The organism is Arthrobacter sp. AIWTK1 (assembly GCF_056680535.1).
Window position 1 is genome coordinate 2989342 of the sequence record NZ_CM155287.1, and the last position, 23256, is coordinate 3012597.

Sequence of the window (23256 nt, forward strand, 5' to 3'; positions counted from 1 at the left end):
ATGGAGAACTGGACCTACTTGGAAATTACGCCAAGCCGGGTCTTGAAGGATGCGTCCAGGGTCTTTTCGACACCCTTGACATCCTTTCCGGCGACCATCAGCTGGGCGCCCTGCAGCAGCGGCAGCGTGGAAAGATCCTTGGCCACGGCCGTCTGGGCTTCGCCCAGCACCTTTTCGCGCTCTGCCTTGTCAACGGTGGTGAGCTGGGTCTTGATCAGCTCGGTGACGGAGGCATTTTCGTAGTGGTTCTTGAGGAAGTTGCCCGGAACAAAGAACGGGGTCAGGTAGTTGTCCGCGTCCGAGTAGTCGGGGAACCAGCCGAGCTGGTACACCGGGTAGGCGTCAGCAGTGCGGTCCTTGGAGTAGGTGACCCACTCGGTGGACTGCAGGTCAACCTTGAACAGTCCGGACTTTTCCAGCTGCTCCTTGATCATCGCGTACTCGTCGCCGGAGGACTTGCCGTAGTGGTCCGGGTTGTACTGCAGCTTGATGTTCACCGGTGCGGTGACTCCTGCATCGGCGAAGGCCTTCTTGGCCTTGTCCAGGCTGGGCTTGCCGCTGCCGTCGCCGTACATTTCCTTGAGGGGCTGGATCGCGCCAACGAATCCGTCGGGCACCACTGAGTACGCCGGCAGGTAAGTGCCCTTGTAGACCTGGGTTGCGATGGCGTCGCGGTCAACGACGTTGGCCATGGCCTGGCGGACGGCGAGGGCCTTGGCGGGATCGGCGTCGGCAGCCTTGGCACCGAACGGCATGGTGTCGAAGTTGAACACGATGTAGCGCAGCTCTCCACCGGGCCCCTTGTGGACCTTGACCTTGGAATCCTTCTCCAGGTCCGCGGCGTCAGTTGCCGTCAGGCTGCGGCCGGCCACATCAATGTTCCCCTGCTGGACGTCCAGCTTGAGGTTGTTTGAGTCGGCGTAGTACTTGATGGTGGCGCCGTCGTTCGCGGGCTTGCCGAGCAGGCCCTTGTAATCCGGGTTGACCTTGAGGCTGACAAGCTCGTTCTTCTTGTAGCTGTCGATCGTATAGGGGCCGGCAAACGGCTTGCCCTTGACGATTTCATCGTCGGTCATCAGCTTGTCGGCCGGGAAGACCTCTTCGTCGACGATCGGTCCGGAGTTGGCTGCAAGAACGCCCGGGAAGACCTGGTCGTTGCCGGCCTTCAGCTTGAAGACAACAGTGGAGTCGTCCTTGGCGGTGACTGACTCCAGGTTGCCCAGGAGCGAAGCCGGACCGTTCGGATCCGCGATGCTGACGACGCGGTCGATGGAGAACTTCACGTCCGACGATGTGAGTGCGTGCCCGTTGGCAAATTTGAGGTCCGATTTGAGCTTCACCGTGTATTCCGTGGGGCTGGTGAATTCCGCGGACTCCGCGATATCGGGCGTGGCGTCCGCCGTGCCCGGCTTGGCGTTCAGGAGGAACGGGTAGATCTGGTTCATCACCATGAAGGAACCGGCATCGTAGGACCCCGCAGGATCGAGGGTAACGACCTTATCGGTGGTGCCGTAGGTAATGGTTCCGCCTCCGGCACCGCCGGTGGAAGTTCCGCCGCCGCCGGACGGACCTGTGCAGGCTGTCAGTGCAAACGCGGAAACACCCGCGAGCGCGATAGCGCTGTGCAGGGCCTTTTTGTTCATTGCCATCTGTGGACTTTCTGTTCGATGAGTACACGCGTGCCGCCGCGCAACTGGATCAGTTGGACTCGGTGGGCGGGACGTTGTCCTGATCACACGATTCAATCAGACCCGAGGCCGGTGAAACGTTACAACCTGTGAGTTGAGACACAAAATTTACCTGATTGGGTCAAAACTATCGTTTTCTTCAGCGTTCCCGCCGGATCAGCCTCCGACGGAACGATGAGCGAGCGCCCTAAGGAATTGCCATTGAAGACTTTCCTTCCCAGGAATAGAGTTGCCCTACCCGGCTGAAGGGAACACATCATGAGCAAAGCCGCCCTCTGTGTGGGGATCAACGAATTTGAACACCTGCCGAAATCCAGCTGGCTGCAGGGCTGCGTCAATGACGCCCGGGACCTCGCTGGACTGCTTCAAACCGCGTACGGTTTCGCCGAGCCGGATATCTCGCTGCTGCTGGATTCCCAGGCAACGAAAAACCAGGTGATGGCGCAGCTCAATTCGATGATGGACCGCGCCGCGGCCGGCGAACTCCGGCACATCGTTTTCACCTTCTCCAGCCACGGCACCCAGATTCCCGACACCAGCAACGACGAGGCGGACCGGCTGGACGAGGCCTTCGCCTGCTACGACATCAACAACACGGGCGACTCGTGGGATCCGGCCACCGTCATTTCGGACGATGAACTCTTCACCCTCTTTGCCCGCTTGCCGGATGGCGTTCTCATGGACGTTGTACTGGATACCTGCCACAGCGGGACGGGCCTGAAATCATTGGACCTCCTGCCCGGGCGGCGTCCCCGCTTCCTGCCGGCGCCGACGGCGCGCGGTGTTGCCGCCACCGAATTCAGCGACACCCGGGCGCTGCGGGACCTGGTCAAGGCCGGCCGCGGCACCAAGCCGGTCCTCCTGGCTGCATGCCGCGCCGACCAGACGGCCGCAGATGCCTTCCTCGACGGCCGCTACAACGGTGCCTTCACCTACAACTTCATCAGGGCCGTCACGGGCGACGGAACACTGGGCCGGGCAGAGATCCTGAAGCTGGTCAGCAAAGGCCTCCGGGCCGGCGGCTTCGACCAGGTGGCCCAGCTGGAAGGCCCGACGGCGGCACGGAAAGCCCCATGGGGAAGCTGACACAGTGAGGAAGCTGGCGGGGGCTCACTCCCGGCGTTCGCCCTCCGGGTGGTAAGTCGCCGCCGGCATTTTTATGCCGGCTTCCCTTTTGATGGTTTCCAGTTTTTCCTGCTGCCACTCGGCGTCCATGACCGGTTTGAGTGCGGCGAAACATAGCCTGCCGCCCTCATCAAACCGCAGCAGTCCCCCGCCCCGCAGTGTGTAGTAGTCGCTGTCCACCCTGAGCCCAAGCTTGTTCCTGGCTTCGGCTTTGGACAAGGTGACGGACTGCACGTAGGAAGCACCGATTTCGGACACGACGAAGCCATCCGGTCCGACGCGCGTACTGGGGCGGACCCTGCTCACAACGATGCTCGTGTTCTGGTCGATGCCGGCCGCCTCGATCAACCGCGGATTCTCCCAAATGAACCGGTTGACCTCCTCGGGATCGGCGGCCAGGGCAGATAGACGGACCGGGTACCGCAGGTCGCGCAGGTGCTTCAGGCCGTCCAGGAGTTCATCGGGTTCCGTGGCAAGGTCAATGTCCCAGAAAGCGTCCCGCACGGCCTGCCTGTATCCCATCATGTCCGTCGGCACCAGCACGGCGTCCGCTGCCAGGATTCCGCGCAGCAGGTCCTCCCACCCCGGGTCCACCGGCGGCATGTAGGCGAGGCCCCGAAGGACCATCCCCAGCATCTGGTGTCCAAGATGCGCGCCCGCTTCGGCCACCTGATATCGGCTGGACCGGCCGCCGGGCCTTTCCAGCCGCTGCAGCCAGATCCTGACGACGGCGTCAAGTACCGCCTTCACGGCAATCTCGCCCCGCCGGTGGGGTTCGGGATCAAGCCGCCACTCGAATGGCACGTCCATGTCGAGCGGGCGCCTGGCGGCGCCCCGGGAGAACAGTCCGTCGGCCAGCCCGAACAGCCCGGAGGCCAGGACTTCCTTTTCCATGTTCCGCGCCGGCACGCTTCCCGGCTTGCTGCCCGCGCCGGGAACGGCCACAGACAACTGTTGCTCCACACGCTCGGGAGATGAAAACACGCTCAGCATTGCCACGAGATCGGCAATGCACTCGTGCAGGGCATAGCCGTCGAGCAGCGCGTCGCTGTCCGTCCACAGGCGCCGGTAACCATCCAGGACCGCGTGAGTCACCTCATGGGCCACGAGGTCGTGGTAGAGGGCCAGCGGGACGGAACGCTTGGAACGGTCGTCGGTTCTGTGCCCAAAACGGATCAGGCCGCGCTCGCGGTCGTAGCCGGTGGAGGTGTAAGGGATCTTGTCATACACGCTGATGACCAGCCGGTGGCCCGACGCCCAGCCCATCCGGCGTCCCAGGGTGACTTCGAAGGCCTGGAGGGTGGCCGAGGCCACTGCATAGACATGCTGGGCCAGGAACCTGCTGTCGGCCAGCAGCTCCTCCAGTCCGGAAGGTGCGGCCTGGTCATCGATGCACCACTCGTTGCGGTCTACGGAGAGGGAAATAGGCCGGGGCCCGTCAGCCCCGGGGGTCCGCACCTGCAGCGCCAGCCGCGCTCCGGCCGGACCGCTGACGATTCTCTCCACGGGAACCCGGATGGTGGTGGTGAGCGGCTTTCCTGATTTGCGGGTGAACGGGCCCTCGGCGAGCGCAGTGAGCGCGACCATCTCGAGGCCATGCCCGATTCCAAGCGCTGCAGAGACCATAACGGGCCCGCTTTCCTGAACTTGCAGCCTCCCGGCGAAGGGGCGGTCTGCATCAAGTCTGGTTCCCCAGGCCTCAATTATCGCGGGCGAAGCCACGATTGACTACGCCGCCGCGCGGCGGAGGGCCGGTAAAGTGCCGCCGTTTAGAGCGCGGCCCGCTGCAGCGAGCGCGCGGCGTCGATGGTGGCCTGCCCCAGGACACGGCTTCCCTGGTAGAGCACTACGGTCTGACCGGGAGCCACACCGCGCAGCGGAGAGGTCAGCGTCACCACAAGGTTGGCCCGCTCCGCGCCGTCGTCGCCGGTCAGCAATTCCGTGTGGGCCGTCGCCGGGACGGGATCGCCGTGGGCGCGGACCTGGGCGTGGCAGTCGAACTCTTCGCCGGTGGCAATTTCCGCAATGGGCAGGCCGGCCCAGGAAACCTTGATGCCGCGGATCTCGTCGATGGCCAGAAGGGCCTCGGGTCCCACCACCACCTTGTTCTCCTTCGGGCGGATCTCCAGGACGAACCGCGGCTTACCGTCAGCGGCAGGGGTGCCCAGCTTGAGCCCGCGGCGCTGCCCGACGGTGAACGCATTGGCACCGGGGTGCTCGCCCACTTTGGACCCGGTTTCATCCACGATGTCGCCCGTGGTCATGTCGATCTTTTCCGCGAGCCACCCCGCGGTGTCGCCGTCCGGGATGAAGCAAATGTCATGACTGTCCGGCTTGTTGGCCACCGAGAGTCCGCGGCGCTCGGCTTCCGCCCGCACTTCAGCCTTCGAGGGAGTGTCCGCCAGCGGGAACATCGAATGCTGGAGCTGTTCATGGGTGAGCACGCCGAGCACATAGCTCTGGTCCTTGGCCCAGTCGGCCGCACGGTGGAGTTCCGGGTTTCCGTCGGCGTCCGTAATCACCTTGGCATAGTGGCCCGTGCAGACGGCGTCGAAGCCCAGCGCGATGGCCTTTTCCAGCAGCGCCGCAAACTTGATGCGCTCGTTGCAGCGCATGCAGGGGTTGGGGGTCCGTCCGGCGGCATACTCGTCGATGAAGTCCTGGACCACGTCCTCCTTGAAGCGCTCGGAAAAGTCCCACACGTAGTAAGGAATTCCCAGGACGTCGCAGGCACGCCAGGCATCGCGGGAGTCCTCGATGGTGCAGCAGCCGCGGCTGCCGGTACGGAGCGTTCCGGGCATCCTGGACAGCGCCAGGTGGACGCCGACGACGTCGTGTCCCGCCTCGACGGCGCGGGCGGCGGCAACGGCGGAATCTACTCCGCCGCTCATGGCTGCAAGAACTCGCATGCTGGCTTTCTCTAGGGGAGGGTTGTGGTGGTACAGCTGCAGAACGTTCGTGGCCGGGTCGCTGGGCGCCGGCCGGACACACTGCATGCCCGTTTATTCTACTGCCTCGCCCGAGGGAGGGCTGAAAATCACCCGGGCGCACCCTTGACTGCCAGGACCGAGGCTTCTATCGTCAGGATTACTCGTTATAGAAGTCCGCCGGCCCCGGCGCCGGCATTTCCCGGAATCGAGCGGCATCATGACTGTCGAACGAACTCTTGAAAGCATTGTGATCGCAGGGGCCGGCCTGGCCGGCGCCACTGCGGCCCGCACCCTGCGCAGCGAGGGCTTCGGGGGCCGGATCAGCCTCATCGGCACCGAACTGCACCACCCGTATCTCCGCCCGCCGCTGTCCAAGGAATACCTGCTGGGCAAAGCAGGCGAAGACGCCGTCCCGGTGGCACCGGAGCCCTGGTACGCCGGGAACGACGTCGACCTCCGCCTTGGCGTGACGGTCACCGCCATCGACCCCGGCCCCCATACCGTACGCCTCAGCAGCGGTGGTTCCCTGGACTACGACGCGCTCCTGCTGGCCACGGGCGCACTCCCCCGGCACCTCCGGCTGCCGGGTGGCGGGCTGGATGGCGTCACCACGTTCCGGACCCTGGACGACAGCCGGCGCCTCAGGGAACAGCTATCACAGGGCGGAAAGAACGTGGTGATGATCGGCTCCGGCTGGATCGGGATGGAACTCGCAGCCGCTGCCACCGTTTACGGCAATCACGTGACGCTGATCGGGCTTGAGGATGTCCCCCTTGCAGCCGCCATTGGACCCGAACTGGGCACGTTCTTCCGCAGGCTCCACGAATCGAACGGCGTCCAGTTCCGCCTGGGCGCCACCGCCGCCGAACTCCGGGGCGATTCGGGCCGCGTCACCGCGGTGGTGACCGGATCAGGAGACATCCTGCCGGCCGACATAGTGGTGGTGGCCGTGGGCGTCGCGCCTGACACTTCACTCGCGGAACCTGCGGGGCTGGCCATTGAGAACGGAATACTGACAGACGCCTCCCTGCGGACCAGTGCTTCGGACATCTTCGCCGCGGGGGACGTGGCGAATGCCCTGCACCCGTTCACCGGGCAGCACCACCGCAGCGAGCATTGGTCCAACGCGCTCAACGGCGGCAAGATCGCCGCGAAATCCATGCTTGGGCAGGACGCGAGGCTGGAAACCATCCCGTATTTCTACACCGACCAGTACGACATCAGCATGGAGTACTCGGGTTTCCCCGCCTTGGCGGCAGGTACCGAACCCGTCATCCGGGGCACGCTTGAAGGCAAGGAGTTCATCGCGTTCTGGCAGCACGAAGGCCGGGTGGTCGCAGGCATGAACGTCAACGTGCCGCGTTCGCAGAAAGCAATCAAGGCCCTGATCTCCAGCCGTGCGCCCATCGAGGGCGGCCGGCTAGCCGATTCCGCCGTCGCGCTGGATCAGCTCCTGGCGGACGGCTGACGGGCCACCGTGGCAGCCGTCTGGATGGTCGACTCATGTCCCGCCATGCCTGCCTGCCGGGCACGTTCATAGGCGCCCGGCAACGCTGCCAGGAGGGCGTCAACGTCGGCCTCTACTGATGCGTGGCCCAGGGAGAAACGCTGTGCACCCCGCGCTGTTTCCTCGTCCATCCCCATGGCCAGCAGGACGTGCGAGGGCCGCGGCACACCGGCGGTGCAGGCGGAACCAGTGGACGACTCAACGCCCGCAAGGTCCAGCAGGAACAGCAGGGAGTCACCCTCGCAGCCCGGAAAGGTGAAATGGGCATTGCCGGGGAGGCGTCCGTCCCCCGGAGCTCCGCGCAGCACAGCTTCCGGGATGGCGTTCCGCACGCCCGCGATCAGCTTGTCCCGCAACCCAGCGATCCGGGCCGACTCCCCCGGGAGGTCCCGGGTCACGGCCTCGGCGGCAGCTGCGAAGGCGGCGATCGACGCTGTGTCCAGCGTCCCGGACCGGACATCGCGCTCCTGCCCGCCGCCGTGCTGCACCGGCGTCAGCTTGACGGAGCGGCCCAGCAGCAGGGCGCCAACGCCCACCGGGCCGCCGATCTTGTGGCCCGATATGGACATGGCATCCAGCCCGCTCGCCCGGAAGTCCACCGGCACGGATCCGAAGGCCTGGACCGCGTCGGAATGCACCGGCACGCCCGCGGCATGGGCCAACTCAACCACTTCATGCACCGGCTGGATGGCGCCAACCTCGTTGTTGGCCCACATCACGGTGACGAGGGCGATGGACTCCGGGCTGCGTCCGAGCTCGGACTTCAGCACATCGAGGTCAACAACGCCGCTGGGATCCACCGGCAGCCAGGTAACCTGCGCTTCCTCGTGCCGCTCCAGCCACTCGACGGTGTCCAGGACAGCGTGATGTTCGACGGCGGAGCACAGGATTCGCATTCGTTGCGGGTTTTCGGCCCGGCGGGCCCAGTACAGGCCCTTCACAGCCAGGTTGTCAGCCTCCGTGCCGCCCGAGGTGAAGATGACCTCTGAGGGGTGGGCGCCGGCCGCGGCAGCGATGGACTCCCGGGCATCCTCCACCGAACGCCGGGCGCGGCGTCCGGAGCCGTGCAATGACGACGGGTTCCCGGTCCTGGCGAGCTCGCGGGTGAGCGCCGCCAAGGCCTCGGCGGCGATGGGCGTGGTGGCGGCATGATCGAGGTAGACGGACACATCCCAATTCTAGCCGCGGCCGCTCCGCACCCTCAGGCACCGGTGTAGATTCGAGCGGTGAAAGCCTCCATATACCTGGTGCTGGCCACCCTGTTCTGGTCCGGCAACCTCGCTGTGGGGCAGGTTGCCGTGAACACCATGACGCCGCTGGAACTTACCTTCTGGAGGTGGGCACTGGCCGCCCTTCCGCTCGTTGCCCTGGCCCACTTCGTGGAACGTCCCGACTGGCGTGCTGTCCTTGGCCGCTGGCGGGTGCTGCTCCTCCTGAGCGTCCTGGGCATGGGCTGCTACACCCTGCTGCTCTACACCGCCCTCCAGCACACTTCGGCACTCAATGCGTCGCTGATCACCGCCGCCAACCCGGCGCTCATCGTGGTGATGGCCATCTTCATTCTCGGCGAAAGACCCGGTCTCTTCGGCTGGCTGGGCATAGCCCTGGGCCTCGCCGGGGTGCTCCTGGTCCTGACCCGGGGCGAACTGCAACGGGTGTTCAGCATCAGCTTCAATTTTGGCGAGCTGCTGATGATCGGTGCGATCACGGTGTGGGGCTTCTACACCATCATTTCCCGCCGGCTCGGGCTGCCGGCCATCGCCGCCACGGCTGTGCAGGTGGTGATGGCAACCGCCCTCCTCGCTCCGATCGCCCTCATATCCGGCTCCGGATTCCCCTCCACCGCAGCCGAGGGATGGTCGATCGCCTACATCGCCGCCTTCCCGTCATTGGGGGCTTACTTGTGCTGGAACCTCGCACTCAAAACGACGGCACCGGCGACCGCCGGCAACTACCTCAACCTGATCGTGGTGTTCACGGCGGCCATCACGGTCATGATGGGCGTTCCGGTCAGCCTGCCCCAGGCCGTCGGGGGCCTGCTGGTCATAGCCGGCGTCCTGCTGGCAAGCCGGCCGAAACGCTCTCCGGCAATTAGGGCGGCGTAACCCGGGCGCAGCACTGGCCGGGTGTTGTGTTACCCACGATGCGGATTTCCTCAATCCCGCAGCCGGCGGCCGCGCCGCAGAGGAACGCTCCGTTCATGGCGCAGACCACGTCCGCGTGGCCGTCCGCAAGCTTGTGGAACGGGCAATTTCCGAGGGCAAAGCCTCCGGCTCCGTCGGATCTCGGCATGTAGCCCTCAGCCGAGAGGAATTCCTCCAGGCTTCGGCTCCCTTCCGCCATCGCCCGGCCCTTCGCATACGAGGTGGCCAGCAGTGCATCCCGGATAGGTTCTCCGCCGGCAGTGGACTGCTCGATGGCGCTGGCCATCAGTTCGCCGGCGAGATCGTAATTGCGGTCAGGAACAGAGGCTCCCACCTCCGGCTGCGCCAACCGGTACATTTTCGCCGGCCGCCCCGAACCGGGGCCCGCTTTGCCGCCGAGCTTGCGGAACTCAACGGCGAGCAATCCGTCCTGCGCCATCCTGTCCAGATGGAACGACGCCGTGCTTCGCGGGATTTCCAGGGCAGCAGCCGCTTCATCCCGACCCGCCGGACCGGACGAAGCGGCGACGAATGCGAAAAGTTTCCGGCGCGTCTCATCACCAAGGGATGCCACGGCCGCGATGCGGCGGGACCAGGGAAGTCTGCGCATGGAACACCCTAACTCTAAAAACAAGATCCATTGCTTAATCTGACTGTGATTTCTAAAATAAGAATTCCTACTTTTAGAAGGAGCCGTCATGAAATCCTCTTCGGTCCTGAGTTCGCCCGGCTACACGCTGGCCTCCGAACCAGGCAGGCAGGCCTTCCTGCTGCTGCGCACCGTCTTCACGGTCGCGCCAATCATCTTCGGCCTCGACAAATTCACCAACTGGCTCACCGACTGGACCATGTATTTGGCCCCGGCCGCGACAGCGGTGGTGCCGCTCCCGGCCCAGACCATCATGTACATCGTCGGCGTCGTCGAAGTCGTGGCGGGTATCGCGGTGGCAGTCCGGCCGCGTTTCGGCTCGCTGCTGGTGGCCGTGTGGCTGCTGGGAATCATCATCAACCTGCTGCTCCTGGGCAGTTTCTTCGACGTCGCACTTCGCGATTTCGGCCTGCTCGTGGGCGCGCTGGCCCTCAACCGGCTGTCACCGCAGCCCTCCCGCCAGCGATAGCGGGCAATGCTCAGTTCGTTGGCGGAACAACCAGCAGGCGTTCCGCCACGTCCGCCCGGACCGCCGCGAGCGCGGCCGGGTCGGGGCACGACACCGAGATATATACGGACGAACCCGCTGTGGCAAAAAGCCGAGCCAGTACTGCCGTCGATTTTCCGCCTGGCGCCGATCCGCCCTCGAAGACCAGCATCTCCACGCGGGGACCGGGCCTATCCGGCTCACCGCCCCAGCGCAGGGTGCCGCTTTTCAGGTAGCCGGGAAGAATGGTGGGGTCCAGGTATTTGAACAGCTCAACGGTGGAGGCCCTGTCGTCCCCGTCAACGGCCAGGGTCCCTTGGTTCTCACGGACCCGGGCCGAGACCACGCATCCGTCGGCCTTGAGGTAGCGGTTCTCCCCCGCCACGTTCTCCTTGACTGCCTTCCACCCCGGCGCCTCGCGGAGTCCGTCGGAAAGCCCGACGGCGACTCCTGCGGCCAGCGAGCCGCCAGCCGTCAGCGGAAGGTCCCTTGCCGCGACCGCAGCGGCATCGTGGCCCGGGGTGATGGTGGGCGTCGCAAGCGCGGACGTGGTCGGGACACCACGCGGAGCCGCGGGGTCCGGTACGCCCACGCTGCACCCGGCGACGGCGGCGAGCACCACGGCGAGGGTCAGCGGCCACACGATCCGCGGGGTTGCCCGGGGTACGCATCGCGACCGGCCCGCAGCGGTTCCCCTGCCCATCAATTGCACCTTGCCCCCACACGGTCTGCCGGCGGCACTGATCCGGCCGGTCCTCCGCAAGAGTTTAGACGCTCCGGCCGTCACGGCCGCACGGACCCGGCCAGCGCCCTGATGGCGCCGGGCACCACCTCCACGGTCAGTGGCAGCGGGCCCACCCTCTCGCCGTCGGCATACGCAACCACGTTTCCCGCCGAAAGCTCCACACGGCGTACCTGCCGGATGTGCACAGCGTCGTGCCCGGCATGACGGCCATTCGCCACCGAGATGAGCATGGCCCCCTGCCGCCAGGTTTCCCCGTCTGCCGTTACCGTGTAGTCGATGGCCTTGAAAGTGGCGAGTTCGCGGAGCATGGCCAGGATGTACCTGCTCTTGCCACGGGGCCAGCGCCAGGCGTTTGCACGTTCATTGACAGCGGCATCGAAGCCGGCGGAAACGACTCCGGCAAACCAGCGGCTTGAACCGTTGCCCGTAATCCGCCCGGCATCGATGAAGCGCCCGCCCGCCTGCATCGCGGACCATATCTGTTCACAGGCGGCAGCCGCATCATTCAACGGAAGACCCAGCGCCCGAGCCATGTCGTTCCCTGTGCCTGCGGGAACGATACCTAGCGGCACCGTGCCGTAAGGGCCACCCGACTCGGCGAGCGCATTGATGATAGGTGGCCTCCCGCAGGGCGATGACGCGTGCCCCGGCGGCGCGGAAGAAGGCCACCACGGCGTCGCCCGTGTGCCGGGTACCGCCGAACGAAGCCCGCGGGTTGATGGCAACGGCGAGGATCAGGTGCTGAATTATGCCAGTGCCCGGGAACCAGAGCCGCGGGCGCGGACGTTGAGCCTGTACACGGTTAAACTGGGCGGACCGGACTGCCTGAGTGGACTGGAACCGACAAGATAAGGATCAGTGCTTGACCCAGGGCAGCAGCTCCCATTACCAGGTCCTTCGCCTTCCCGTGACGGCGACGGACAAAGAGATCAAGGTGGCGTACCGCAAGGCTGCCCGACGGGCACATCCCGACCACGGCGGGGACGCCGCCGTCTTCCGGCAAGTGACGCTGGCCTACGAGACGCTGATAGATCCGAAGCGCCGGGCCGCCTACGACCGCTCGTACGCGCACGGGGCCACCGGTGCGGCAGCGACAGAAGGCGCCCATTTTGATGCGCCGGCGGCCGGGAGCCGCGCGTCGGCAACCGTCCATCGGCCCAACACACCACGCAACACCGCAGGCGACCCTCCGGTCTACGTTCCGCCGTTCGAGCATCCGGAATCCGGCAATGTTGCACTGATTCCGGAGGAACTTGCCAGCCGGCAGGTCCACGGTATGCCGCGGAAACGGGGCATCTTCGGAGCGGAAGCCCGGATCCAGCGGGAGATGCGGACCGTCCAGCTGATCAGCAGGCAGATCCTGCCCGCCATTCCCGCGGCCCGGTTGATCAACGGGCTGCAGTCGCCCGCGGACAACAGCCACATCGACCACGCGCTGCTTTCCGGCTACCGACTGGCCCTGATCGGATCCATGCTGCTGCCCAAGGGTGCGTACGCCTGGAACGGAAGCACGCTGACGCACGGCGGCCGGGCCATTGCGCCGCCGCAGCTGGCGCATATCGTGCGGCGCATGCAGGACATCTTCCCGGAGCTCAACGTGACGGGATGGACCGTCATCCACAGCCCGGACGGCAACCTCCATGAACCGGTGATCGACCATCACCGTCGCTCACACCGCGGGCATGAAACCGTGCAGGTGGTCAACGGTGCCGGGCTGGTCCGCGGACTCAAGGAGTTCCTTGGTTCCGGGCCTGCCCCGAATACGGTCAACGTTCCTGTCCTCGCCAGGCTGCTCCGCGGAATGCACTGAGGCGCGGCGTGCACTGGGGCGCGGAATGCACTGAGGCGCGGCATGGACCGCAGGGTCATACCGCAGCACGGGCGGCGTGCCGCACTCGGGGGCCGCGATGGCTAGGATGGGACCGTGTTCCGCATCCTCTTCCACACCCCTGAAATTCCCGGCAATACGGGCAATGCCATCCGGCTGGCTGCCATCACAGGCGCCGAGCTGCACCTGGTGGAGCCCCTGGGCTTTGATTTTTCCGATGCCAAGCTGCGCCGCGCCGGCCTGGACTACCACGACCTCGCCGTCGTGACCGTCCACAAAAGCATCGATGCTGCCTGGGAGGCCCTGCAGCCCGAGCGCGTCTACGCGTTCACGTCCGACGGCGAAACCTCCTATGTGGACATCAGTTACTTCCCCGGCGACGTCCTTCTGTTCGGTCCGGAGTCCGTGGGACTTCCGGACGAGATCAAGCATGACCCCCATGTGACGTCCCGGGTGCGGCTTCCCATGCTGCCGTCCCTGCGGTCCCTGAATCTTGCCAACGCGGCGTCGATCGCGGTCTTTGAGGCCTGGCGCCAGAACGGTTTCGCCGGCGCCAAACTGTAGCCCGGCGACTCCCCGAGGCGTCCGCTCTCCCGCGCCGGCAGCACCTCAATTTGCAGAACCCGCCGCCCATCCATCCGCGTCTGCGCTCCGAATCACCTGTAGAGGCCAACCCGGGCCAACTTCAAGAATGCGAGGAGCGGCAGGTGACTACAGTGCAGGTCCGCCGGTCCCCGGCCCGGATCACCGAGGGCCACCCCGACGTTCCTAGTGCCTCTGCTGACAAAAGATCGGCCCGGGTCGACTTATGCTTGGGAGTGATGGAAACTCCCAACGCCCCAAACCCAGAGGCCACTGCTTCCCCTGGCACATCCGCCGACGTGAACCGCCGGCTCGGCGACCTGCTGGCACGGATCGCCGTAGGCGACCAAGGGGCTTTTGCGGAGTTCTACGAATTGACCTCACGGCGGGTGTTCGGCATGGCCCGGCGCGTCCTGATTGACCCCGAGCTCAGCGAAGACACCACCCAGGAAGTGTTTCTCCAGGTCTGGCAGAATGCGGCGAAGTTCAATCCTGAGGCGGGCAGTCCGCTGGCCTGGCTTATGACGATTTCGCACCGCCGGGCGGTGGACAAGGTCCGGTCCTCCCAGTCGGCCACCGACAGGGAGGCCAAATACGGGGCCAGCAGCCAGGAGATCGACCATGACTCCGTCTCAGACGAGGTCGGAAGCAGGCTGGAAGCCGAGGCCGTGGTCAGATGCCTGGACACCCTCACCGAGACGCAGCAGCAGTCCGTTCGGCTGGCCTACTACGGCGGACTGACGTACCGCGAAGTCGCAGAGAAACTGAACGCCGCCGTGCCCACCATCAAGTCACGCATCCGCGATGGACTGATCCGATTGAAAACCTGTCTGGGGGTGAGTTGAGATGACTGACATGAACCAACCGAACAGCAGCCGCTCCTCCGGAATGTTTGCCCGCGATATCGCCACGGACCTGGCCTCAGGCCGTGCCGTGGAACTGGCGGAGGTATATGCCTTGGACGCGGTGAGCACCGCCGAGCGGGCTGCCATTGAGGACTACATCTCGGCCGCGCCGGTGCCCGAACAGGAGGCGTTCGATGAGCGCGTGCGGCAGGCCCGCGAAACGCTGGCCGTTACCTTTACTGCCGAGGAGGTACCGCCGGCCGGCCTGTTCGACCGCATCCTGGCGCAGCTTCCCGCGCAGCCCCCGGTCCAGCTTCCGGCACAGCCAGGCACCATGCCCGTTTCCGCTCCCCGGGTGCACGGACACGCCCAGGAGCCGGGCCAGGCCCCTCCCGTCAGCGATGAGCTCGGCGCAGCCCGCGCCCGCCGCGAAGAACGGCGCCGGGCACCGGGGCTCCGCAACTGGCTGGTCGGCGTGGCCGCCGCCGCCGTCATTGCCCTGGGCGGCGTAGGCGTAGGCGCCTACGTGGCCAACCAGAACGATCCCCTCAACCAGGTGCTCCAGGCCCAGGATGTCCGGGAAGCGACCGTCGACGTCAGCGGAGGAGGCACGGCCACCGTCGCCATTTCGTCATCCAAGGACGCGGTAGTGGTCAAGATGAACGGCGTTCCGGCACCCCCCGCCGGAAAGGTGTACCAGATGTGGCTGATCCCCAAGGACGGCTCCGCACCGGTTTCGCAGGGGCTCATGGACGCGGAGGCACTGTCCAAGCCTGCCGTGGTGAAGGGCATTCATTCGGCGGCAGCGCTGGGCATCACAGTTGAACCGGTGGGCGGTTCCGCTTCGCCTACCCTGCCGACGGTTGCTGCGGCGCCCCTCGGAGCCTAACCGGAGCCTGTTTTCCATACCGGCCTGCCGGTGCCGCCACCTGGGCGTGCACCGGCAGGCCGCGGAGTTCAAGCACTGCCCCCAGCAGCCGCAACAGGCTGTTGACTTTGACGCAACGTCAACTTCTAGGATGGGGGCATGAAGCAGGAGGAACCCCGCAGCTGGTCCATTGCCGAGGTTGCCCGGCTGAGCAACGTCTCGTCCCGCACCCTCCGGCACTACCACCATCTGGGGATCCTGGACCCCGCCTACACCGGGCAGAACGGCTACCGCTATTACGGCCGGCAGCAGCTGCTCCGGCTGCAGCGGATTCTCCTGCTTCGCGAATTGGGCCTCGGTCTCGAGGCCATCGCCGAGGTCCTCGCCGGACAAACCAGCCAGCTGGAGGCACTCGCGGTGCACCGTGACTGGCTGCTGGCCGAACGCGACCGACTCGGCCGGATGGCCGCCACCGTGGAGGGCACCATGACAGCGCTAAGACAAGGAGACACCATGTCCGCCGAGGACATCTTCAAGGATTTCGACGACAACCCGTACGAGGAAGAGGCCCGGCAACGCTGGGGCGACCAGGCCGTTGAGGCCAGCAAGGCACGCCACGCGGCCATGAGTGGCGCCGCGAAAAAAGCACTCATGCAGGAGGCTCAGGACATCAACGAGGAACTGGCGCGCTGCTTCGACGCCGGCCTGACGGCCGACGCACCGGAAGTCCAAGCCGCCGTCGACCGGCACTACCGGTGGGTATGCACCAGCTGGACTCCGGACGCGCAAAGCTACGTCGGCCTAGGCCGGATGTACGTCGACGACCCGCGGTTTACCGCCTTCTATGACAAGAACCGCGCAGGCCTGGCTCCCTACCTTTTCGAAGGGATCAAGGCCTACGCGGCGGCACGGCTAAGCTAAGCCCTGAACACAGGGTTGCTTTAGAATCCGGCAATGGTCGCCGGGCCGTTCACGGTGACAACGTGGAACGCCTCGGCGCTGTGCCCGGGGGGCAACCCAGCCCGCTCGCCGGTGGCCAGCATGAGGCTGCGGACAGTCCGGTCCATCGCGTCAAGGTCGGGGTGCTGGCTGGCATGCACGTGGATGGCCTCGAGTTTGTTGTCCACGTGGGCCGTGACGTCCACGAAGTAATTTTCCCGTTCCTCCGGCCCCGCGAACAACCACAGCCATGGCAGCTTGTAGGCCGCCAGGCCCGCCTCGGCAAGGTCGGGGTAGGCGAAGGGGTTTTCCAAGGCGGGATAAACCGCCCGGGTCACCGCCTCGCCTACGGCCAGGTGGTCCGGGTGGCTCTTCTGGATGCGGTTCCAGTTGCGTTCAGGATGCATGGAAAGAACGACGTCGGGCCGGATCTCCCGGATCAGCTTCACCACGCCCCTCATCACCTCGTGCGTCGGCTCCAGGTAGCCGTCCCGTTGGTGGAGGTAGTGGATGTCCGTCACGCCGACCATGGCGGCGGCGCGGCGCTGCTCTTCCGCCCTCATGGCCACTATTTCCTCGCGCTGCGCGGGATCGAACCCGCCGGCATCGCCGTCGGTCATGATGCAGTAGCTGACCTCAACCCCGGCTGCGGTCCAGGCGGCGATAGTGCCGGCGGCACCAAAGTCGATATCGTCCGGGTGGGCGGTAAAACAAAGGACCCGCTCAACCCGGTGGTGGTCCGGGTTGAACGGGCTTTGCGCCGTAGCGTTGGTGCTCAAGTCATCAGCCCTTGCGCTTCTTGATTTCTTCAGTCGCCTGCGGGAGGACCTGGAAGAGATCCCCGATAATTCCGAAGTCGGCAATTTCGAAGACGGGCGACTCTGCATCCTTGTTCACCGCGACGATAACCTTGGCGGTCTGCATGCCGGCCTTCTGCTGGATTGCGCCGGAGATGCCGGCGGAAATGTACAGCTGCGGGGAAACGGTCTTTCCCGTCTGGCCCACCTGCGCATCGTGGCCGATCCAGCCGGCGTCCGTAGCGGCGCGGGACGCACCCACTGCAGCACCCAGGGCGTCGGCAAGCTCCTCCACCGGGCCAAAGTCGCCGTCCACGCCGCGGCCTCCTGCCACCACAATCCTGGCCTCGGTGAGGTCCGGGCGGCCGCTGGCGGGCTTGTCCTTGCGCCCCGTAATGCGGGCAGCGCCGGCCGTGGCGGAGTCCGGAACGTCAACGGTGAGGACTTCGGGGCTCGCTGCGGCGGCGGCGGGTTCCGGCGTGACGCTGTTGGGCTTGACCGTCAGCACGGAAACGGCCGTGGTGGCCTTGGCCGTGGTGGTGTAGGACCCCGCCAGCACGGACTTGTGGGCCGTGCCGTCCGCTTCCACGCCAACGACGTCCGTGATGACGCCCGCGCCGAGCTTGATGCCCAGCCGGGCCGCGATTTCCTTGCCGTCGAACGAATTCTCCAGGAGCACGGTGGTGGCGCCCGAAGCCGTTACGGCACCGGCAAGGTAGGCAGCCTTGGGTCCTACGAGGAAGACGTCCAGGTCCTCGGACGACGGACGGAAGACGGCGGTGGCGCCGTGGGCGCCCAGGGCCGCCACGACGTCGTCGGTCAGTGTGCCGTTGACGGCGACGGCCGTCTCACCCAGCGAGCGCGCGATCGTCAGCAGTTCCAGGCTGCTCTTCTTGAGGACCTGGCCGGGGTTGTCAATGAATACAAGTACTTTTGCCATATCGGGGATCCTCTTAGAGCAGCTTCTGGGCGGCCAGGAAGTCCACCAGCTGGATGCCGGCGTCGCCTTCGTCGGTAATGATGGTGCCGGCGGTGCGCGGTGGGCGCGCTGCGGCCGTCTTCACTTCGGTCCAGGAACCGGCCTTGCCCACCTGCGCGGGGTCCACCCCGATGTCCGCGAGCGTCAGGGTGGTGATCGTCTTGCGCTTGGCCGCGATGATTCCCTTGAAGTTGGGGAACCGGGGCTCGTTGATCTGGTCGGTCACGGAAACGACAGCGGGCAGCGTTGCCTCGATCGTGTCGTAGTGGGTGTCGCTGTCGCGGCGGGCGATGACGCGGCCGCCGTCGACGTCGAGTTCGGAGGCAAAGGTGACCTGCGGGAGGTCAAGCCGCTCTGCGAGCTGCGCAGGCACCAGGGAGGTCTCACCGTCGGTGGATGCCATGCCGGTCAGGACCAGGTCCACGGGACTGTCTGCCCCGAGGTGGCGGACGGCCGCTGCCAGCGCCAAAGAGGTTGCAGCGGCGTCGGATCCGGCCAAGGCATCGTCACGGAGGTGGACGCCCTCGGTGGCGCCAATCTGGAGGGACTTCTTGATGGCATTGACGGCGCCGGCGGGGCCCATGCTCAGGGCGATGACCTGGTTGCCTGCTTTTGCTCCGCCGCGGGCTTCAATCAGCTGGAGGGCAGCTTCCAGGGCGTATTCGTCCAGCTCGGACAGGATGCTATCGGCGCGGTCGGTGGTGTTGTCCTCGTCGCTGAGGTGACGGTCCAATTGCGCGTCTGGTACATGCTTGACCAGAACGATGATCTTCAATGTCTCTTCCACTTTCTGTACAGCAGCCTTCCATGCTTGTGGATAGCCAGCCGGGTGAGGTTATGGCCGCGGATCTCCCCCGGGGTGCGGGTAGATCCAAGCTAACCATATAGCGGGGCGCCCGCGCCGTCCCGTTAACGCCTGTGTCAGGCTGCCACTGGCAGCAGGTTAACGCAGCGGAGGCGGGGACCACCGCACCGGTGTTCCCCGCCTCCGCTGTCGCTTAATGCGTCCTTGAGGTGTGGCCTGGCCCGCAGTCCGGAACTACTGCTCCGCTGCCGCTCCGAGCGTTACGTCCACTTGCTGTTCCTGGCCGCCGCGCTGGATGGTGACTTTCACGGACGCTCCGGCCGGCTGTTCGCGGACCGCTGCGGTCAGCTGGTTTGGATCGCTGATGATGAGGTCGTTGAACTTCGTGACGACGTCGCCCACCTTGAGGCCGGCCTTGGCGGCGGCGGAGCCGGACTCCACGGTGGCCACTTCGGCGCCCACCGAGAAGGACGAGCTCGACGACGTCGACGACTTCGCCTTGACACTGACGCCGAACTGGCCGTGTGTTGCCTTGCCGGTGTCAATGATCTCCTGGGCCACCCGCTTGGCGTTGTTGATGGGCACGCTGAAACCAACGCCGATGTTGCCGCTGGTGCTGGAGCTCGAATTGCCGCCGGCCGAGGCAATGGCCACGTTGACACCGATGACTTCGCCCTTGCTGTTGACCAGGGCACCGCCCGAGTTGCCCGGGTTGATGGCGGCATCGGTCTGGATCACATTAATCGAAATGGATCCCTGGTTCGTGGCGTTCTGGCTCTGGCCGCCGTCCGGCGGCGCAAACTGGAAACCGCCCTCGCCGTTGCCCTGCGAGTTGTCCGCTCCGTCCTTCGGCGCGGCCGAGGAGGCCACGCTAATGGTGCGGTTCAAGGTGGACACAATGCCGTCGGTCACCGTACCCGTCAGGCCCAGCGGCGATCCGATGGCTATGGCGGTGTCTCCCACGTTGAGTTTGCTGGAGTCACCGAGGGTTGCCGGTGTCAGCCCTGTTGCGTTGTCCACCTTGATGACGGCGAGATCGCTCAGGGGATCCGTGCCCACGATCTTCGCGGTGAGAACCCTGCCGTTACTCGTGCGGACTTCGATGGTGGCATTGGCCGTCTTGCCGTCCAGGGTCACCACGTGGGTGTTCGTCAGGATGTGGCCGTTGTCGTCCAGGATGATTCCGGAGCCGGTGCCGCCGTCGCTTCCACTCGTCGCCTTGATGGTCACGACGCTGGGCGACGCCTTCACCGAAGCAGCAGTAATGACGTTCACGTCGTCTTTGTTGTTCACGATCACGGTGCCGGGCTGGCTGCCGGTGCCGCTGACGACAGACGTGGAACCGTTATTCAAGAAGGCATCACTGGCCGCCACCACGCCGCCGCCCACCAGGCCGGCGGCAAGGATGCTGGCCACGAGGGTTCCCACACCGAAGGCCGCCTTCCGCTTCGGCGTGCTCGCAGGATCCGCGGCATAGATGCTGCCCTGATGGTGCTGGTTCCCCTGGTAGGGTCCGCTGCCCTGCGGGGCGCCGGCACCTGAATATGTGCCGCTTCCGGCGTGGGCCCCATGCTGTGGGGCCGAGGGACCGGCCTGCTGGCCGTAGAAAGGCTGGTGCTGAGGATAAACGGGCTGCGGAGCGCCGTGGTCGCCGTGCTGCGGCTGTCCACTTCCGGAGTGAGCCTGGCCGTTTTCGGACTGCGCCTGGTCCAGCCGGACAGTCGGGTTGTCCTGTGCAGTCCGGTTGCCCTGCGCTGAGTCTCCGGCGGGCTGCGCCGCATCCAGCGGTTGCGTGTCCGCATGGGGAGGCTGCGCAGGCCAACCGTCCCGGGGCTTTTCCGGACCCCTGTTCTCAGGCGACGCACCCTGTGCTGGGTTCTCAGTCATTAGACTTCCTTTCATCCTTGTCTGCCTTTAACTATGGACCTTCAGACTGAAGCTAAAGGGGACGTTGGCTGGGAGGTTCCTGAACGCCGTCGGAATCCATTTTTTGCGGTTAAGGCCATGGGTAGAGCGCTTTTCGCTGGTGGCATATTCCCCGCTGTGGACGACCAAATTGGGGCACCATAGAATCAAATGGAATTGCCACAGCGACCTGCGGCTTTACACATGCGTGGGGGCGCTGCTGCATTCTGTGACGACTGGCTCGGCCCGAATCAGTCGCAGAAGTGCTGAAGGGTTGCACATGCGGTCTAAATTCAAACGTCTCCTCGCCGTGATCGGCCTTGCCGGGTTGCTGGCGGTTCCCGCCACCTCAGCCTGGGCCGAGGGCCCGGTGACCATTCCGTCCGGCACCAACATCGTGGACAACGCCAACGTGCTCGGGGGCCGGAAGGCCGAAGTGCAGGACGCCATCCAGAAGTTGTTGAAGGACCACAAGTACAACCTTTACGTGGTGACGGTGAACTCCTTCGAGAGCCCCGATGACCCAACGGGTTGGGGCGAAGCTGTAGCTAAGCAGAAGAAGATGGGCAACGCAGACGTCCTGTTGGCCATCTCCACGGCCGGCCAGTACTATTTTGCGCCGTCGACCAAGAGCTCGATCTACTCGAAGAAGTCCAACATCACCCAGAACGCCATCGTGGCTAACCTTGCCGGCGGAAAGAAGGACTATGCCCAGGCCGCCATTGACACGGCCTCGGCTGTAGGCGACGCGGCGGGTGGCGGCAGCGGAACCGTTTCCTCGGGTGATGGCTCAGGTGCGGCAGTCCTCGTGGGCACAGGGGTCGTAGCGGCCGGCGGAGCGGGCGCTTACCTCTACTTCCGGAACCGCCGCAAGAAGGCCGCCCTCGCATCCAGCGCCAGCTACGGCCCCCAAGGCGCAGAGCTGGACCCGCTGGCTTCGCTGAGCGTTGACGACCTGCGCAAGAAGAGCGGTTCACTGCTGATCGAGGCCGATAACGCCATCAACTCGAGCGAACAGGAACTCGGCTTCGCCCAGGCCCAGTACGGCGATGCCGCCGTCGGGAACTTCACCAAGGCGCTGCAGGAAGCAAAGGCCCACATGTCTGAGTCGTTCAAGCTGCAGCAACAGCTTGACGACCACATCCCGGACACCGAAGAGCAGCAGCGGAGCTGGCTCGGCGAAATTATCCGCCGTTCCGAGGCTGCCCTGGCATCCCTCCAGGAACAAAAGGCAGACTTCGATTCGCTCCGTGAACTTGAGAAGAACGCCCCCCAGGCCCTTGCCGCGGTGAACGCCGGGGCCCAGGAAGCCGACGCACGGATCGCCACGGCTGAACAGACCCTGACAACCCTGCGGGCCAAATACGCGGACAGCGCCCTTGTCCAGGTCTCGGACAACATCGGCCAGGCCAAGGAACGGCTCGCGTTCGTGCAGAACGCTACGTCCACGGCTCAGGACAAGCTGGCCTCCGGAGAAAGCAGCCTGGCTGCCGTGGCCGTCCGTGCCGCCGAAGAGAGCCTGCACCAGACAAAAGTGCTGATCGATGCCATCACGAAGGTCTCCGGCAGCTTGGACGAGGCCCGTAACAGCCTCGAGGCCGCAGTGATTGACACGTCACAGGACCTCGCGCAGGCCCAGGCAATGATCCAGTCCGGGGCCCATCCGGAACTTGCCGGACCGGTGGCCGGAGTGGAAGCAGCCCTGGCGCAGGTCAGGGCGGAAATCCAAGGCGGCAAGATCGATCCGATTGCCACCTTGGAGCGGGTGGAAACGGCCCATCAGTCGCTGGACCAGTCCCTGACGGGCATCCGGGATCAGCAGGAACAGGCCCGCCGCGCACAGGCTTCGCTGCAGCAGACCATCATGTCGGCGCAGGCGCAGATCAGCGCCACGTCGGACTACATCACGGCGAGGCGCGGCGGAGTCGGGACCGAAGCGCGCACCCGCCTGGCCGAAGCCCAGCGGAACCTGGATTATGCCTTGTCCATCTCCCGCAATGATCCGGTCACGGCGCTGACGTACGCCCAGCAGGCCCACGCCCTGGCGGCCCAGGCCGCGCAGCTCGCCCAAGGCGATGTGGACAGCTTCGGCTACGCAAACCAGGGCTACGGCCGCGGCGGCATGTTCGGCGGCGGGGGCGGTGGCGGCCTCGGCGGCGCCATCCTGGGCGGCATCCTCATCAATTCCATCCTCAATGGAGGCAGCGGCGGCGGCTGGGGCGGCGGCCACAGCGACGGCGGCGGCTGGGGAGGCGGCGATTTCGGCGGCGGAGGCGGGGACTTTGGCGGCGGCGATTTCGGCGGCGGAGACTCGGGCAGCTTCTAGCCGGCCCACAGACTAGGCGGCGGCCGGTCCCGCCGGCCGCCGGGTAGAAACGGTACATCAACTGTTCACTGAATTCAGTGGCGACCACTGAGCAGGATGAAAGGCAA

Annotated in this window: 21 protein-coding genes; 10 read left to right on the forward strand and 11 right to left on the reverse strand. The window is 65.6% G+C overall.

Going from position 1 to position 23256, the window contains the following annotated elements:
• Window positions 1-14 precede the first annotated feature (14 nt).
• A complete protein-coding gene (locus tag AC1MDG_RS13745) occupies window positions 15-1649 on the reverse strand; it encodes an ABC transporter substrate-binding protein (protein ID WP_055796513.1) in 1635 nt (544 codons plus the stop codon).
• A gap of 297 nt (window positions 1650-1946) precedes the next feature.
• Here AC1MDG_RS13745 and AC1MDG_RS13750 point away from each other — a divergent pair, with 297 nt between their 5' ends.
• Window positions 1947-2774: a caspase family protein gene (locus AC1MDG_RS13750; RefSeq protein ID WP_479804480.1), complete on the forward strand. Its 828-nt coding sequence runs from the start codon at window positions 1947-1949 to the stop codon at window positions 2772-2774.
• 24 nt (window positions 2775-2798) lie between these two features.
• On the opposite strand, the gene AC1MDG_RS13755 is transcribed toward AC1MDG_RS13750, so the two are convergent.
• Together AC1MDG_RS13755 and mnmA are read right to left on the reverse strand one after the other, a co-directional pair.
• Window positions 2799-4439, reverse strand: coding sequence for a gluzincin family metallopeptidase (locus AC1MDG_RS13755; RefSeq protein ID WP_479804482.1), 1641 nt, complete (start codon window positions 4437-4439; stop codon window positions 2799-2801).
• Between the two features lie 143 nt (window positions 4440-4582).
• Window positions 4583-5704 (reverse strand): tRNA 2-thiouridine(34) synthase MnmA, encoded by a 1122-nt coding sequence (gene mnmA / locus AC1MDG_RS13760; protein WP_479809105.1) that lies wholly within the window; start codon window positions 5702-5704, stop codon window positions 4583-4585.
• Between the two features lie 256 nt (window positions 5705-5960).
• Between mnmA and AC1MDG_RS13765 the strand changes: the two genes are divergently transcribed.
• On the forward strand, window positions 5961-7211 hold the full coding sequence (locus AC1MDG_RS13765; RefSeq protein ID WP_479804483.1) for an NAD(P)/FAD-dependent oxidoreductase: 1251 nt from the start codon (window positions 5961-5963) through the stop codon (window positions 7209-7211).
• Here the strand turns inward: AC1MDG_RS13765 and AC1MDG_RS13770 are convergent.
• Window positions 7190-8419 carry a cysteine desulfurase family protein gene (locus tag AC1MDG_RS13770; RefSeq protein ID WP_479804485.1) on the reverse strand — a complete coding sequence of 410 codons (1230 nt, stop codon included), beginning with the start codon at window positions 8417-8419 and terminating at the stop codon, window positions 7190-7192. The genes AC1MDG_RS13765 and AC1MDG_RS13770 overlap by 22 nt on opposite strands.
• 57 nt (window positions 8420-8476) lie before the next feature.
• Here AC1MDG_RS13770 and AC1MDG_RS13775 point away from each other — a divergent pair, with 57 nt between their 5' ends.
• The gene (locus tag AC1MDG_RS13775; RefSeq protein ID WP_479804487.1) at window positions 8477-9355 is read left to right on the forward strand and encodes a DMT family transporter; all 879 of its coding nucleotides are present in this window, start codon (window positions 8477-8479) and stop codon (window positions 9353-9355) included.
• Here the strand turns inward: AC1MDG_RS13775 and AC1MDG_RS13780 are convergent.
• The gene (locus AC1MDG_RS13780; protein WP_479804489.1) at window positions 9342-10004 is read right to left on the reverse strand and encodes a helix-turn-helix transcriptional regulator; all 663 of its coding nucleotides are present in this window, start codon (window positions 10002-10004) and stop codon (window positions 9342-9344) included. The two genes, AC1MDG_RS13775 and AC1MDG_RS13780, sit on opposite strands and share 14 nt — an antisense overlap.
• 88 nt (window positions 10005-10092) lie before the next feature.
• Between AC1MDG_RS13780 and AC1MDG_RS13785 the strand changes: the two genes are divergently transcribed.
• Window positions 10093-10512 carry a hypothetical protein gene (locus tag AC1MDG_RS13785; RefSeq protein WP_479804491.1) on the forward strand — a complete coding sequence of 140 codons (420 nt, stop codon included), beginning with the start codon at window positions 10093-10095 and terminating at the stop codon, window positions 10510-10512.
• A gap of 10 nt (window positions 10513-10522) precedes the next feature.
• On the opposite strand, the gene AC1MDG_RS13790 is transcribed toward AC1MDG_RS13785, so the two are convergent.
• Both AC1MDG_RS13790 and AC1MDG_RS13795 read right to left on the reverse strand, forming a co-directional pair.
• Window positions 10523-11233: a hypothetical protein gene (locus tag AC1MDG_RS13790; protein WP_479804493.1), complete on the reverse strand. Its 711-nt coding sequence runs from the start codon at window positions 11231-11233 to the stop codon at window positions 10523-10525.
• An 80-nt stretch (window positions 11234-11313) separates the two neighbouring features.
• Complete coding sequence (locus tag AC1MDG_RS13795; RefSeq protein ID WP_479804495.1) at window positions 11314-11847, reverse strand: diacylglycerol/lipid kinase family protein; 534 nt, start codon at window positions 11845-11847, stop codon at window positions 11314-11316.
• 290 nt (window positions 11848-12137) lie between these two features.
• On the opposite strand from AC1MDG_RS13795, the gene AC1MDG_RS13800 reads away from it, so the two are divergent.
• From AC1MDG_RS13800 to AC1MDG_RS13820, 5 genes are all read left to right on the forward strand, one after another.
• Window positions 12138-13085, forward strand: a complete 948-nt coding sequence (locus AC1MDG_RS13800; protein ID WP_479804497.1) for a J domain-containing protein — start codon at window positions 12138-12140, stop codon at window positions 13083-13085.
• 114 nt (window positions 13086-13199) lie between these two features.
• Window positions 13200-13667, forward strand: a complete 468-nt coding sequence (locus tag AC1MDG_RS13805; protein WP_479804499.1) for a tRNA (cytidine(34)-2'-O)-methyltransferase — start codon at window positions 13200-13202, stop codon at window positions 13665-13667.
• Window positions 13668-13924: 257 nt separating this feature from the next.
• Window positions 13925-14530, forward strand: a complete 606-nt coding sequence (locus AC1MDG_RS13810; protein ID WP_479804501.1) for a sigma-70 family RNA polymerase sigma factor — start codon at window positions 13925-13927, stop codon at window positions 14528-14530.
• A gap of 1 nt (window position 14531) precedes the next feature.
• Window positions 14532-15419 (forward strand): anti-sigma factor, encoded by an 888-nt coding sequence (locus tag AC1MDG_RS13815; RefSeq protein ID WP_479804503.1) that lies wholly within the window; start codon window positions 14532-14534, stop codon window positions 15417-15419.
• Window positions 15420-15557: 138 nt separating this feature from the next.
• Window positions 15558-16319 (forward strand): MerR family transcriptional regulator, encoded by a 762-nt coding sequence (locus AC1MDG_RS13820; RefSeq protein ID WP_043482664.1) that lies wholly within the window; start codon window positions 15558-15560, stop codon window positions 16317-16319.
• Between the two features lie 20 nt (window positions 16320-16339).
• Here AC1MDG_RS13820 and AC1MDG_RS13825 read toward each other — a convergent pair whose 3' ends face one another.
• From AC1MDG_RS13825 to AC1MDG_RS13840, 4 genes are all read right to left on the reverse strand, one after another.
• The gene (locus AC1MDG_RS13825; protein ID WP_043482665.1) at window positions 16340-17116 is read right to left on the reverse strand and encodes a PIG-L deacetylase family protein; all 777 of its coding nucleotides are present in this window, start codon (window positions 17114-17116) and stop codon (window positions 16340-16342) included.
• 4 nt (window positions 17117-17120) lie between these two features.
• Window positions 17121-18074, reverse strand: coding sequence for an electron transfer flavoprotein subunit alpha/FixB family protein (locus AC1MDG_RS13830; RefSeq protein ID WP_479804506.1), 954 nt, complete (start codon window positions 18072-18074; stop codon window positions 17121-17123).
• Between the two features lie 13 nt (window positions 18075-18087).
• On the reverse strand, window positions 18088-18888 hold the full coding sequence (locus AC1MDG_RS13835) for an electron transfer flavoprotein subunit beta/FixA family protein (protein WP_043482667.1): 801 nt from the start codon (window positions 18886-18888) through the stop codon (window positions 18088-18090).
• 264 nt (window positions 18889-19152) lie between these two features.
• On the reverse strand, window positions 19153-20805 hold the full coding sequence (locus AC1MDG_RS13840) for a S1C family serine protease (RefSeq protein WP_479804508.1): 1653 nt from the start codon (window positions 20803-20805) through the stop codon (window positions 19153-19155).
• Window positions 20806-21103: 298 nt separating this feature from the next.
• On the opposite strand from AC1MDG_RS13840, the gene AC1MDG_RS13845 reads away from it, so the two are divergent.
• On the forward strand, window positions 21104-23149 hold the full coding sequence (locus AC1MDG_RS13845) for a TPM domain-containing protein (protein ID WP_479804510.1): 2046 nt from the start codon (window positions 21104-21106) through the stop codon (window positions 23147-23149).
• Window positions 23150-23256 lie beyond the last annotated feature (107 nt).

Excerpts from the sequence above, each read along its gene's own strand:
- AC1MDG_RS13745 (WP_055796513.1), bottom strand. The coding sequence starts at position 1,649 with ATGGCAATGAACAAAAAGGCCCTGCACAGCGCTATCGCGCTCGCGGGT.
- AC1MDG_RS13750 (WP_479804480.1), top strand. The coding sequence starts at position 1,947 with ATGAGCAAAGCCGCCCTCTGTGTGGGGATCAACGAATTTGAACACCTG.
- AC1MDG_RS13755 (WP_479804482.1), bottom strand. The coding sequence starts at position 4,439 with ATGGTCTCTGCAGCGCTTGGAATCGGGCATGGCCTCGAGATGGTCGCG.
- mnmA (WP_479809105.1), bottom strand. The coding sequence starts at position 5,704 with ATGAGCGGCGGAGTAGATTCCGCCGTTGCCGCCGCCCGCGCCGTCGAG.
- AC1MDG_RS13765 (WP_479804483.1), top strand. The coding sequence starts at position 5,961 with ATGACTGTCGAACGAACTCTTGAAAGCATTGTGATCGCAGGGGCCGGC.
- AC1MDG_RS13780 (WP_479804489.1), bottom strand. The coding sequence starts at position 10,004 with ATGCGCAGACTTCCCTGGTCCCGCCGCATCGCGGCCGTGGCATCCCTT.
- AC1MDG_RS13785 (WP_479804491.1), top strand. The coding sequence starts at position 10,093 with ATGAAATCCTCTTCGGTCCTGAGTTCGCCCGGCTACACGCTGGCCTCC.
- AC1MDG_RS13790 (WP_479804493.1), bottom strand. The coding sequence starts at position 11,233 with ATGGGCAGGGGAACCGCTGCGGGCCGGTCGCGATGCGTACCCCGGGCA.
- AC1MDG_RS13810 (WP_479804501.1), top strand. The coding sequence starts at position 13,925 with ATGGAAACTCCCAACGCCCCAAACCCAGAGGCCACTGCTTCCCCTGGC.
- AC1MDG_RS13815 (WP_479804503.1), top strand. The coding sequence starts at position 14,532 with ATGACTGACATGAACCAACCGAACAGCAGCCGCTCCTCCGGAATGTTT.
- AC1MDG_RS13820 (WP_043482664.1), top strand. The coding sequence starts at position 15,558 with ATGAAGCAGGAGGAACCCCGCAGCTGGTCCATTGCCGAGGTTGCCCGG.
- AC1MDG_RS13830 (WP_479804506.1), bottom strand. The coding sequence starts at position 18,074 with ATGGCAAAAGTACTTGTATTCATTGACAACCCCGGCCAGGTCCTCAAG.
- AC1MDG_RS13840 (WP_479804508.1), bottom strand. The coding sequence starts at position 20,805 with ATGACTGAGAACCCAGCACAGGGTGCGTCGCCTGAGAACAGGGGTCCG.
- AC1MDG_RS13845 (WP_479804510.1), top strand. The coding sequence starts at position 21,104 with ATGCGGTCTAAATTCAAACGTCTCCTCGCCGTGATCGGCCTTGCCGGG.